The 12,536-nt window shown below is 66.5% G+C and carries 11 protein-coding genes; 1 reads left to right on the forward strand and 10 read right to left on the reverse strand.

What is annotated here, in order from left to right; translation table 11 throughout:
- Positions 1–71: 71 nt before the first annotated feature.
- A complete protein-coding gene (locus HNO52_RS01265) occupies positions 72–1,088 on the forward strand; it encodes an AraC family transcriptional regulator (RefSeq protein ID WP_197567286.1) in 1,017 nt (338 codons plus the stop codon).
- 1 nt (position 1,089) lies between these two features.
- Here HNO52_RS01265 and HNO52_RS01270 read toward each other — a convergent pair whose 3' ends face one another.
- From HNO52_RS01270 to HNO52_RS01320, 10 genes are all read right to left on the reverse strand, one after another.
- On the reverse strand, positions 1,090–2,742 hold the full coding sequence (locus tag HNO52_RS01270) for a fatty acid--CoA ligase (protein ID WP_197567287.1): 1,653 nt from the start codon (positions 2,740–2,742) through the stop codon (positions 1,090–1,092).
- Positions 2,743–2,785: 43 nt separating this feature from the next.
- Positions 2,786–3,976 carry a beta-ketothiolase BktB gene (bktB, locus tag HNO52_RS01275; protein WP_197567288.1) on the reverse strand — a complete coding sequence of 397 codons (1,191 nt, stop codon included), beginning with the start codon at positions 3,974–3,976 and terminating at the stop codon, positions 2,786–2,788.
- A 73-nt stretch (positions 3,977–4,049) separates the two neighbouring features.
- The gene (locus tag HNO52_RS01280) at positions 4,050–5,207 is read right to left on the reverse strand and encodes an acyl-CoA dehydrogenase family protein (RefSeq protein ID WP_197567289.1); all 1,158 of its coding nucleotides are present in this window, start codon (positions 5,205–5,207) and stop codon (positions 4,050–4,052) included.
- Positions 5,208–5,209: 2 nt separating this feature from the next.
- Positions 5,210–6,769 carry a fatty acyl-CoA synthetase gene (locus HNO52_RS01285; RefSeq protein WP_197567290.1) on the reverse strand — a complete coding sequence of 520 codons (1,560 nt, stop codon included), beginning with the start codon at positions 6,767–6,769 and terminating at the stop codon, positions 5,210–5,212.
- A gap of 42 nt (positions 6,770–6,811) precedes the next feature.
- Complete coding sequence (locus tag HNO52_RS01290; RefSeq protein ID WP_197567291.1) at positions 6,812–8,032, reverse strand: ABC transporter substrate-binding protein; 1,221 nt, start codon at positions 8,030–8,032, stop codon at positions 6,812–6,814.
- 451 nt (positions 8,033–8,483) lie between these two features.
- The gene (locus tag HNO52_RS01295) at positions 8,484–9,548 is read right to left on the reverse strand and encodes an SMP-30/gluconolactonase/LRE family protein (protein ID WP_442907170.1); all 1,065 of its coding nucleotides are present in this window, start codon (positions 9,546–9,548) and stop codon (positions 8,484–8,486) included.
- A 138-nt stretch (positions 9,549–9,686) separates the two neighbouring features.
- Positions 9,687–10,733, reverse strand: coding sequence for a metal ABC transporter solute-binding protein, Zn/Mn family (locus tag HNO52_RS01305; RefSeq protein WP_197567293.1), 1,047 nt, complete (start codon positions 10,731–10,733; stop codon positions 9,687–9,689).
- A 29-nt stretch (positions 10,734–10,762) separates the two neighbouring features.
- Positions 10,763–11,653: a metal ABC transporter permease gene (locus HNO52_RS01310; protein WP_197567294.1), complete on the reverse strand. Its 891-nt coding sequence runs from the start codon at positions 11,651–11,653 to the stop codon at positions 10,763–10,765.
- Positions 11,650–12,384 carry a metal ABC transporter ATP-binding protein gene (locus HNO52_RS01315; RefSeq protein WP_197567295.1) on the reverse strand — a complete coding sequence of 245 codons (735 nt, stop codon included), beginning with the start codon at positions 12,382–12,384 and terminating at the stop codon, positions 11,650–11,652. The genes HNO52_RS01310 and HNO52_RS01315 overlap by 4 nt, the downstream gene beginning before the upstream one ends.
- A complete protein-coding gene (locus HNO52_RS01320) occupies positions 12,384–12,533 on the reverse strand; it encodes a hypothetical protein (protein ID WP_197567296.1) in 150 nt (49 codons plus the stop codon). Before HNO52_RS01320 ends, HNO52_RS01315 begins: the two co-directional genes overlap by 1 nt.
- Positions 12,534–12,536: the final 3 nt, after the last annotated feature.

A 12,536-nucleotide genomic window follows, 5' to 3' on the forward strand; every position in this document is an offset into this window, starting at 1 on the left:
CCAAGGCTGCGGGTAACTTACCATGACCACGCGGCCTGATGTCGTCAGCCGGAACATAGGGGAAGTGGGAAGTGTCCGTCACGGTATCCATGCATTTCGTCAACGAGCTGTTTCGTGGCGTGCCCGAGGACGAAGCGGCTCGCGAGGCGTATCTTGCCCGTGCCGGGATTTCGCCGTTTCTTCTCAGTGCCCCTCACGGCCGGGTGACCGTGGAGCAGTTCGCCACGCTCTATCGCCTGCTGGTCAACGAGCACGACGACGAGACGCCGGGCTTCTTCGCCAGGCCGCTGCGCGGGGGTACGCTGAAGCTGCTTTGCCTGAGCGTGCTGGAGGCACCGACGCTGAAAGTGGCGCTGCACCGCTACATGCTGTTCTTCCGCATCGTAATGGACGACTTTGGCTATGAGTACAGCGTCGAGAACGGCCTGGCGCGGGTGGCGCTGGTGGAGCACCGGCCGCCAGCGGGCAGTCGCATTCTCATCCACGAGCTGATGCTCAAGCTGTTCCACGGCATCGCCTCGTGGATGATCGCACGCAAGATCCCGCCGCTGATAATGGAGTGCGCCTATACCCAGCCGGCCCACAGCGCCGACTATCTCTACTTCTACCCGGGCAAGGTGAGCTTCGAGCGGCCGCAGACCGCCATCTACTTCGACGCCGCCCTGCTCGAACAGCCGATCCGCCAGACCAAACAGCACCTTGGCGCCTTCCTGCGCCGGGCACCCGCCGACTGGTTCTACGTCTCCTTCGCCGATCGGCTGGTCTCGCACCGGGTACGCGAACACCTCACGCGGCACCTGGCTACTTCGGGCTCGGTGCACGACGTGGCCAGGGCGCTGCACATGTCGGTGCGTACCCTATCGCGTCGACTGGCCGACGAGGGTACGCATTTCCAGGCGGTGAAGGACGAATTCCGCCGCGACGTTGCCATCCAGGCGTTGACCCGCTCCGAGCGCCCGCTGCCGGCCATTGCCGACGAACTGGGCTTCACCGACCTGGCGTGCTTCAGCCGCGCCTTCAAGGGCTGGACGGGGAACTCCCCCGCCGCCTATCGGCGGGCTCTAGTCCCCCTCTCCCGCATCTCCTGATTCAGACCTCCTGGCGAATGCGCTTCTTGTCGAGCTTGCCCACGCTGGTCTTGGGAATCTCGTCGACAAAGCGCACGAACGACGGAATCGCCCAGCGGTTGATGCGGCCCTCCTCGACGAAGCGCTCCAGGAAGGCCTGCACCTCCTCCGCCTGGGGCGGGTTATTGAGGTCGCTGGGCACTGCCAGCGCCGCGGGGCGTTCGCCCCACTTCTCGTCGGGGACACCGATCACAGCCACCTCCGAAATGCCCGGACACTGGCCGATCAGGTTCTCCAGCTCCAGCGAGGAGATCCATTCGCCGCCGGTCTTGATCACGTCCTTGATGCGGTCGTGGATCTGCAGGAAGCCGCGCTCGTCGAGTACCGCCACGTCGCCGGTATGCAGCCAGCCGTCGCGCCACAGCTCCTCGCTGCGGGCCTCCTCCTTGTAGTAGCCCTGAGTCAGCCAGGGGGCGCGTACGCGAACCTCGCCCACGCTCTCGCCGTCGTGGGGTAGGGCGTTGCCGCTCTCGTCCACCACCTGCAGGTGTACCAGAGGCACGGCCATACCGGCCTTGCAACGCCACGGCAGCTGGGTCTCGAAGTCGGCCTCGTTGATGTCCCGAGGCAGGATGTCGGCGGTGAGCAGTGGGCAGGTCTCGGACATGCCATAGGCGCTGCGAGTGTCGATGCCCAGTTCCCGAGCCCTCTGCGCCAGCGGCTGGGTCAGCGCACTGCCGCCCACCAGCACCTTCCATCCAGAGAGGTCGACCTTGCCCGAGGCGATCGCCTCGGCGCTGACCACCATGTTGAGCAGGGTCGGCACGCAGTGAGAGAAGTCGACTTTTTCACCCACCAGCAGCTTGACCAGCATCTCCGGCTCGTAGCGCCCGGGGTAGACCTGGGTAGCGCCCATCAGCGTGGCGGTGTAGGGCACGCCCCACGCATGTACGTGGAACATCGGCGTGATCGGCATGTACACCTTGTCGCGGTTGAGCAGCTCGAAGCCCGGCGTCTGGAAGGCGCTGGCTTCGCCCAGGGTGTGCAGCACCAACTGGCGGTGAGTGAAGAACACGCCCTTTGGGTTGCCGGTAGTGCCGGTGGTGTAGAACAGCGTGGCCACCGCGTTTTCGTCGAAGGTGGGGAAATCGTAGCGGGTCGGCTGCTCGGCCAGCAGCGCCTCGTATTCGCCGACCAGGTTGAGCGAACTCTCGCGCTGGGCCGGGGCGTCCTGGCATAGCAGGTAGCCACGTATGCGTGGGAGGCGAGAAGCTAGGGGTTCGAGCAGCGACACGAAATCCTCGTGCACCAGCACGAAGTCGTCCTCGGCGTGCTCCATGGTGTAGTGAATCTGCTCCGGCGAGAGTCGCACGTTCACGGTATGCAGCACCGCGCCGAGCATGGGTATAGCGAAGAATGCTTCCAAGTAGCGGTGGCTGTCCCAATCGAGCACCGCTACCACGTCGCCGGCTTCGACGCCCTGGGCGCTGAGAACATGGGCAAGCTGGTGCACCCGCTCGCGGAAGCGGCGGTAGTCGTGGCGGCTCAGGTCGCGGTAGACGATCTGGTTGTCGCCGGCCATGCGCACGCCCGAGTCGAGCAGCTCGCCGATCAGCAGCGGCGGGTTGGTCGCGGAGGGCGTGGCGGGAAGAATCTTCGGTGTGACGGTGTTCATATGCGGCTCCTTGTCGTTGTATGCGTCCTGAGAGGGCGCTTGCCTAAGCCGTTCTCTCGATCAACAGGGCGATGCCTTGGCCGCCGCCGATGCACAGGGTGATCAGCCCGTAGCGGCCGCCGGTGCGCTCCAGCTCGGCCAGCGCCTTGATGGTGAGGATCGCGCCAGTGGCGCCGACCGGGTGCCCCAGCGCCACGGCGCCGCCATTGGGGTTGAGCCGCTCGGCGGGAAAGTCGAGCTCCTGGGCCACCGCCATGGCCTGGGCGGCGAAGGCCTCGTTGGATTCGATCACGTCGATATCGGCGATGGAGAGCCCGGCCTCGTCGAGGCAGCGGCGAACGGCGGGGATCGGCCCCAGGCCCATCACGCTGGGTTCGACCCCGGCGGTGCTGGCACCGATCAGCCGGGCGCGGGGCGAGAGGCCGCGGCGGGCGGCCTCGTCGGCGTGGGCCAGCACCAGCGTGGCGGCGCCGTCATTGATGCCCGAGGCGTTGCCGGCGGTGACCACGCCCTCCTTGGCGAAGGCGGGCCTGAGCCGAGCGAGATCCTCCAGCGTCACGCCGTCGCGCACGTGCTCGTCGCGGTCGAACTGGCGCTCGTTCTTGCCCTCACGCACGGTGACCGGGACGATCTGCCCATCGAAGCGACCCTCGGCAATGGCGCGGGCGGCCTTGCGGTGGCTCTCCACGGCGAAGCGGTCGATCTCCTCGCGCTCGAGCCCGCAGCGCTGGGCGATGTTCTCGGCGGTCACGCCCATGTGGCCGCTGCCGAAGGGGTCGCTGAGCACGCCCAAGGTCAGGTCGGTGACGCTGGCGTGGCCCATGCGCAGGCCGTTGCGTGCCTGGGGCGGCAGTAGGTAGGCGCCGCGGCTCATCGACTCGGCGCCACCGGCCAACGCCAGGTGGCTGTCGCCCAGCACGATCTGCTGGGCGGCTGAGAGGATCGCCTGTACGCCGGAGCCGCACAGGCGGTTGACGTTGAACGCCGCCGCGCCCGCGGGCAGGCCTGCCTCCAGGGCGATGTGGCGCGCCAGGTAGGCGTCCTGCGGGCTGGTGGTGATTATGTGGCCGTAGACGGCGTGGTCGACCTCGCCGGCCTCGACGCCGGCGCGGGCCAGCGCCTCGCGGGCGGTCACGGTGCCCAGCTCATGCGGGGCGAGCCCGGCCAGGCTGCCGCCGAAGCTGCCGATGGCGGTGCGGGCACTGCCGAGAATGACCACGGAATCGAGCCGCATGGTGTGTCTCCTGTCTGTCGTTCAGCACTTGTCTTATCGTTCAGGTCTTGTCGTTCGGTTCTAGCCGAAGCGCTCAAACCGCCGTGCTCTTGCCGAGCAGCGAGCGGGCGATCACTTCCTTCATGATCTCCGAGGTGCCGGCGTAGAGCGTCTGCACGCGGGCATCCAGGTAGAAGCGCGAAATTGGGTATTCACGGGTATAACCATAGCCGCCGAACAGCTGCAGGCAGGCATCGATGGTGCGGCACTGCATCTCGCTGAGCTGCAGCTTGAGGATGGCGGCGTCGGTGCTGCTCATCTCGCCGCGGCGATGCCTGGCCACGCACTGCTCGAAGTAGGCGCGGCCCATGTCGATCTGCGCCCGCACCTCGGCCAGGGTGAAGCGGGTGTTCTGGAAATCGCCCACGGCACGGCCGAAGGCGCGGCGCTCGCGCACATAGTCGAGGGTCAGCGTCAGCGCACCCTCCATGGCGCCCAGCGCCTGGGCCGCCACGCCGAGTCGCTCGCGGGGCAGTTCCTGCATCAGATAGGTAAATCCCGAACCCTCCTCGCCGAGCAGGGCTTCTTCCGGCAGGCGCAGGTCGTCGAAGAACAGCTCGGCGGTGTCGCTGGCGTGCTGGCCGATCTTCTTGATCGGCTGGCCGCGGGAGAAGCCGGCAAGCGAGGTATCGACCAGGAACAGCGACACGCCGCGGGCACCGGCGCCGGGGGCGGTCTTGGCGCAGACAATCACCAGGTCGGCGATCTGGCCGTTGGTGATGAACAGCTTGCTGCCGTCTAGCCGCCAGCCATCTTCGGTGCGGCGGGCGCGGGTCTTCATCGCCGCCAGGTCGCTGCCGGCGCCGGGCTCGGTCATGGCGATGGCGCCGATCGCCTCACCACGGGCCATGGCCGGCAGCCAGCGCTCGCGCTGGGCCGGCGTGGCGATATGCAGCAGGTAGGGCATGACGATGTTGGCGTGGATGTTGTAGGCGCTGGCCAGGCCGCCGAAGCCCTGCCGCGAGATCTCCTCCAGCGCCAGCTGGACGATGGCGAAGTCGGCGCCACTTCCGCCCATCTCTTCGGGCAGGTCGATGCCCAGCAGGCCGGCCTCGCCGAGCTTCTGCCACAGCGAACGCGGCATCTCGCCGGCGGCCTCCCACGCTTCGTAGTGGGGCGCCACCTCCTGCTCGAGGAAGCGGCGTATGGTGTCGTGGAACAGCGGCGTCAGGTCGTCTTGCGTTTCCGTCATGGTCAGCTCAGGTCCTTGCGCAGGTGGCGCTTGAGAATCTTGCCGGCGGTGCTCTTGGGCAGGGCCTCGGCGAACAGGATGCGCTTGGGTACCTTGTAGGGCGCCATGTGGGCCTTGGCATGGGCGATCAGCTCCTCCTCGCTCACCTCGGCGCCTTCCTTGAGCACCACCACGGCGGTGATGGCCTCGATCCACTTCGCATCGGGCAGGCCGATCACGGCCACCTCGGAGACGGCGGGGTGGGTGAACAGCCCCTCTTCGACCTCGCGGCTGGCTACCACCACGCCGCCGGTGTTGATCACGTCCTTGATGCGGTCGACCACGTAGAGGTAACCCGCCTCGTCGAAGTAGCCCACGTCGCCGGAGTGGAACCAGCCGCCAGTGAAGGCTTCCTCGCTCATCTCGGGCTTGTCCCAGTAGCCGGTGAGCAGCTGCGGCGAGCGGTGCACGATCTCGCCATGCTCGCCGGTCGGCACGTCGTTCATCTCCAGGTCGACGATGCGCGTCTCCACGGTGAGGATGGGGCGGCCCGCCGACGCCGGGCGCTCGGCGTGCTCCTCGGGGCGCAGCACGGTGGCCAGCGGGGCGATCTCGCTCTGGCCGTAGCAGTTGTAGAGTCCCACGCCGGGCAGGCGCTGCTGCAGCTCTTCGAGCACCGGCACCGGCATGATCGAGGCGCCGTAGTAGGCCTTCTTCAGCGTGGAGAGGTCGAAGGTGTCGAAGTCGGGGTGGCGCAGCAGGCCGATCCACACCGTGGGCGGGGCGAAGAACGAGGCGATGCCCTGGCTTGCGATCTGGCTCAGGCAGTCGTCGGGCAGCGGCGCCATGCGCAGGTGCACGGGCGCGCCGAGCAACAACGCCGGCATCAGGAACACGTGCATCTGTGCCGAGTGGTAGAGCGGCAGGGCGGCCAGCATCGGCTCGTCGCCCTTGATGTCTAGCTCGACCATGCAGGCCATGTACTCGGCGAGTAGCGCCTGGTGGGTCATCATCGCCGCCTTGGGTGCCGCCGTGGTACCCGAGGTGTAGAGCAGTTGGGCCAGGCTGGCACCGTCGATGACGACGTCCGGCTCGCTATCGTCGCTGCTTTCATCGAGGGCGACCTGCAGCACGTCAAAGCCTGGCGGCGCTTCGGCGTGCAGGGTGCCGGCGAGCGTGAGGGGGAGGCCTTCGCTGGTCCTGGCCACGTTGTCGGCCAGGCTGGTATCGCTCAGCAGCCCGGCCGCGCCGGACTGCTCGAGGATGTAGCGCAGCTCGTCGGCGCTCAGAGCGAAGTTGATCGGCACGTGCACCAGGCCGGCGCGGGTGCAGGCCAACCAGGCGATTGCGTAGGCGTCGGAGTTCTTGCCGTAGGCGGCCAGGCGTTCGCCCGGGGCCAGGCCCGCCGCCAGCAGGCGGTTGGCGACCCGGTTAACCGCCCGGTCGAGCTGGGCGTAGCTCCAGCGCCGGCCCTCGAAGGCCAGCGCCAGCCTGTCGCGGTGCTTGCGTGCGCTGCGGCTGAGCGCTGCGCCGATGGTGTTCCGCTGGATCCTGCTGTGTGCGTTCCTGCATGCGTGGCTCATGACGATCCTCTTGTGCTTGTTCGTGGGTCGGAAGCGAAGCGCTCAGGTGTTGTCAACCAGGTGGCACTTGCTCTCCGACAGCGGGCGGAACGCCTCCTCGGCGGGAATGGTGCGCACCACGCGGAACAGGTCGTCCTCGTTCTGCGACTCCTCGGGCGTCTTCACCTCGACCAGGTACATGTCGTGGACCATGCGGCCGTCCTCGCGGATGTAGCCGTCGGTGGCGAAGATGTCGTTGATCGGCGTGTCGGCCATTTGCCGGCGCACGGCCTGGGCCTCGTCGGTGCCGGCGACATCCACCGCCTGGAGATAGTGCAGGGTGCTGGAGTAGAGCCCGGCGTGGACCATGGTGGGCATGCTGCCGGTGCGCTCGCGGAAGCGCTCGGCCCAGGCGCGGGTCTCGTCGTTGAGGTCGTAGTACCACGCCTTGGTGAACTGCAGTCCCTGGGCGGCCTCCAGACCGATGCTGCGCACGTCGGTACTGAACAGCACCATGCCGGCCAGCACCTGGCCCGCCTGGGTGATGCCGAATTCGCCGGCGGTGGTGATGGCATTGAAGGTATCAGCGCCGGCGTTGTTGAGCGCGATCACCTCGGCGCCGGAGGCCTGGGCCTGCAACATGAACGAGGAGAAGTCGCTGCTGGGGAAGGGGTGGCGCGCCTTACCCACCACGGTGCCGCCGTTCTCGCTGACCACCCGCTCCACGTCGCCTTCCAGGGCATGGCCGAAGGAGTAGTCAGCACTCAGCAGGTACCAGCTCTTGTGGCCCTCCTGGGTGATCGCCTTGGCGGTGCCGTTGGACATCGCCCAGGTGCCGTAGACCCAGTGGATATGGTTGGGCGAGCAGCTCTCGTTGGTCACGCCGGAGGAGACGGCGCCATTGACCAGCCCCAGGCGGTTCGCCTCTTCCAGCAGTTGAACAGCGGCCAGCGTGACCGAGGAGGCCACCAGGCCGGTGACCATGTCGACGTTGCGCTGGTCGATCCACTCGCGCACCACGCTCGAACCCACGTCGGGGCTGTTGCGGTCGTCGGCGCTGAAGACTTCGATGCTGGCGCCGGCCACGCTGCCGCCGACGTCTTCGATGGCCATCTGCACCGCCTCCAGGCCGTTCGGGCCGATGGGATCGCGGTAGGGGCCCGACATGTCGGCAAGGTAGCCGATGCGGATCTCGTTGTCGGTGATCTCGGCCTGAGCGGTCTGTCCGGCGAGCAGGATGGAAGCGGCTAGCGCTCCCAGGGCGAAGCGGCGTGTCATTGTCATTATGCGGCCTTTGGATTGTTTTCTTGTATTCGGCGTTAAATGAGCGTCTGTGGATAAAACTGTGTATTGTTTGGTGAACTTTTGTGTAAAGGGTGTGGGCTGCCTGTGAGAGGCCTGCTGGCCCTTGGCACGCCCGTTCATGGTAGTGAAGAAAGCGGTTCGTCAGGTTTACCCATCGCGCCACAATTTTTGCCTTTCGTGCCATTCTTTCGTTGCTGCGAGGCGGGTAAGGCTGAGGTCGCAGGGTGAAAACAAGCCGGCGAGTCGTATTTATGGCAACCGATAAATGGGGGCCTGATTGAAGCGGTGACGGATCGTGCCAGTCGAGCGCCAGGGAAGGGCTAAGCAGGAGCGCTAAGGAAGGACGAGAAGGAAGAACGGAAGGATGCGTGCCGAAAAGAGCGGAGGGTTGCCCTCTCCACTCATGTATGTCGTCCGCTGGCGCGAAGAGCTACGTGTTGCCGGCCCAGACGGCGACCCCCTGGGTCTCGACATAGACGGCATAGAGCGACTGGCTGGCGGTCATGAACAGGCGGTTGCGCTTGAGGCCGCCGAAGCAGACGTTGGCGCAGGGCTCCGGCAAATGAATCTTGCCGATCAGGGTGCCATCGTCGGCATAGACGTGAACGCCATCGTGGTCCTCGGCATCGAACAGGCCACCGAAGACCGCCCCGCACCAGAGGTTGCCATCCATGTCCGTGGCCATGCCGTCGATGAAACCCGGGCCGACCTCGGCGAACTGACGCTCGTTGGCCAGGCGGGTACCGTCGTCCATGACATCCCACACCAGGATCTGGTGGGGATGCCCAGGGGTATGGGTGCCACCCGTATCGGAGACGTACAGGCGGGAGTAGTCGGGCGAAAAGGCGATGCCGTTGGGCTTCATAACTTCGGCCATCTTCTGCAGTCGGCCACTGTCAGGGTCGATGCGATAGACGGCTTCGGGCAGTTCGAAATCGGCGATATGCCCTTCGTAATGCATCAGGATGCCGTAGCCCGGGTCGGTGAACCAGATGCCGCCGTCGGGATGCACGATGATGTCGTTGGGGGCATTGAGCGGCTTGCCCTCGAACGCGTCTGCCAGCACGGTAATGGTGCCGTCATGCTCGGTGCGGGTCACGCGGCGCGTGTCGTGCTCGCAGGTCAGCAGCCGCCCTTCCCGGTCCCGCGTGTTGCCATTGGAATTGTGGGACGGCTCGCGATAGATGCTTACCTCGCCGGTGTCCTCGAGCCAGCGCATCTGGCGGTTGTTGGGGATATCGCTCCAGACGAGAAAACCGCCGTCGCCGAAATAGACCGGTCCCTCCGCCCAGCGGAAGCCTGTCGCCAGGCGCTCGACCGCCGCATTGGCCAGGCGGTAGGCACTGAAGCGGTCATCGATGACCTCGATGGCCGGGTCGGGGTATGACACGAGAGAGCCATCCCAGGGTCGCTCCTGAGCGAGCAACTGCCCAGGCTTGAGCACCGCCGCTGCGCTTGCGGCTGCGGCCGTCCCGAGGAAGGTGCGCCGCGACAGGCGAGTGGAAGGCTTCGGCTCCTCGGGTGCGTGTTGAGTATCGTCGTGCCTGCTGCCACGCTTTCGAGGCCACGACGAGCAGCGCCTCGGTTACCTGGAGGGTAACCGAGGCGCTGCGTGGCTCATGCCATTCTCTTCCTAGTGATCGTGGCCGTGATCGTCATGGTCATCGCCATCGTGACCATGGTCGCCTTGGCCCGCTTCGGCCAGGGCGTCATGCAGCACCTGGGCGTTGTGGCGCATCATGCCCAAATAGGTGCTGGCCTCGCCTTCGGCTGCCAGGGCATCGGCATAGAGTGTGCCGGCGATGGGCAGGTCGGTCTCCTCGGCGAGCTGATTGATCACCGCCGGGCTGGTCATGTTTTCGTGGAACAGGGCGCGTACGTTCTGCTCGCGAATCACGTCGATCAGCTGTGCCATGTCGGCGGCACTGGGCTCGGCCTCGGTGGAGAGCCCCACCGGCGAGAGGAAGCGAATGCCGTAGGCGCTGGCGAAATAGCCGAAGGAGTCGTGGCCGGTGATCACGCTGGTGGAATCGGGGACTTCGCCCAGAAGTTCGCGAATCTCGGCGTCGGTGGCTTCCACCTCGTTGATGTAGCGCTCGGCGTTCTCGCGGTAGGCGGCCTCGTTGTCCGGGTCCGCCTCGATCAGGCCATCACGGATGTTACCCACGTAGACCTTGCCCATGGCCAAGTCCTGCCAGCCGTGCGGGTCGTCGTCACCATGGTCGTGTTCGTCGTGGCCAGCCGCTTCTTCCTGGCCGTGGTCGTCATGGTCGTCGTCGTGGTCATCCTCATGATCGTCGTGACCGTGAGCATGCGCGCTGTTCTGGCCGTGGTAGTCGAGCTTGTCGATGCCGTCGCTGGCAGTCACCAGCGGGCCGCTGTAGTCGCTGGAACCGATCAACCGCTCCATCCAGCCTTCGAACCGCAGGCCGTTGAACACCACCAGGTCGGCGTCGGCGAGCGAGCGCGCATCACGTGGGCTGGGAGAGAAGACGTGAGTATCGCTGTCGGGGCCGACCAGCGAGGTGACCTCCACATGCTCGCCGCCCACGTTCTGCACCATGTCGGCCAGGATGCTGAAACTGGTGACGACCTGAACGCGTTCGGCGGCAATGGCGGCAGGCAGTGCCAGCATGGCCGAGGCGCCCAGCATCAGGGCAGCGGATGTAGCGTGTCGCATGGAAAGCCTCCTCAGGGGTAGTGTTCTATTCAGTGCGGTTCTGGCGTGCCCAGGGGGACGGCATGGCGCTGCAGCTTCGCCCTCAGGCTGTGGTGGCGGCCGAGAAGGGCGGAGAGCATGTAGCCCACGCCTGCCAGCAGGATGATGGCCGGCCCCGAAGGAACGCTGAGATGGTAGGAGAGCAGCAGGCCGCCGAGGCTGGCGACAACGGCCAGCAGGATGGCGACGGTGATCAGCCCCTCCAGGCGCTTGCTCCAGAAGCGCGCCGTAGTGGCCGGCAGCATCATCAGACCCACGGCCATCAGGGTGCCCAGGGTCTGGAAGCCGGCAGTGAGGTTGAGTACCACCAGGCCGAGGAAGATGCCGTGCACCAGGCTGCCCTGCATGCCCTGGCCGCGCAGGAACAGCGGGTCGAGGCATTCGACCACCAGGGCGCGGAAGATCAGCGCCAGAGTGATCACGATCACGCTGCTGATCGTCGCGATCAGCACCAGCGCGGTGGAGTTCACCGCCAGGATCGAGCCGAACAGCACATGGGTGAGATCGACGCTGCTGCCACCCAGCGAGACCAGCATGACCCCCGCCGCCAGCGAGATCAGGAAGAAGCTGGCCATGGCCGAGTCCTCCCGATGCCCGGTCATTTGCGACACGCTGCCGGCCAGCACTGCAATCAATAACCCCGACAGCACGCCGCCCAGGCTCATGATCGGCAGCGAGAAGCCCGCCAGCAGAAAGCCCAGTGCCACGCCCGGCAGAATGGCATGCGCCATGGCATCGCCGATCAGGCTCATGCCGCGCAGCATCAGGAACACGCCAATGGGCGGGGCGGCCAGCGACAGGGCCAGGCCGGCCACCGCCGCGCGGCGCATGAAACCGTAGTCGAAGGGCGCGATCAGCCACTCGTAAAGCAGCTCCATCATGCATCGACCCCCGGCATACCCAGCGCGAGACGTGCCGAACCGACGCTGGTAGGCTGGCTCTGCAGCACGGCCTGGGCGGTGGTCCAGCGGGCGTGACCGCCCGTCAGCACCACGACTTCCTCCGACAGGCGGGCGAGCTGCTCCATGTCATGCAGGACCACGATGATGGTGGCGCCTTCGGCCGCCATGTCACGCAGTACCGTCATCAGCACCTCGACGGTTTCCGCATCGACGTTGGCGAAGGGCTCGTCGAGCAGCAGCAGTTCGGCTTCCTGCATCAGGGTGCGGCCGATCAGCGCGCGCTGGCGCTGGCCGCCGGAAAGCTCGCCCAGCGGGCGGTGGGCCAGGTGCGAGATCCCCAGGCGCGCCATCACCTCGCGGCCACGGCGGTAGTGGCGGGCACAGTAGCCGGTGAGCGCGCCGTGGCTCGGCCAGCTGCCGGTCATCACCAGCTCTTCCACGCTCATGGGAAAAGTGAGATCGAGCGCCAGCTGCTGGGGCAGCCAGGCGCGCCGCTCCTTGGGAACCGTGCAGCGTACCTTGCCCTTCACCGGGCGCAGCATACCCATGATGCCCTGGATCAGGGTGCTCTTGCCGGCGCCATTGGCGCCCACCAGGGCGGTGATCGCACCGTCGCGAAAGCGGCCGCTCACGTGTTCGAGTACGGTGCGGTTGGCCTGGGCCAGCTGCAGATCCTCGAGTTCCAGGCGTGAGGAGTGAGTCTCGGCCATCAGCCCCACCACCCAGCCGCCCAGGAGACGGCGAACCAGAGCACGCCCAGCGGCGCGGCGACCAGAAACAGGCGGCGCGAGGCGGAAAGCGACATCAGCGAAAAATGGCACGGCCCCTCGGGGCGATGCCGATGCGTGCGGTGTGCCATGAG

The organism is Halomonas sp. MCCC 1A13316 (assembly GCF_014931605.1).
GTDB lineage: Bacteria > Pseudomonadota > Gammaproteobacteria > Pseudomonadales > Halomonadaceae > Halomonas.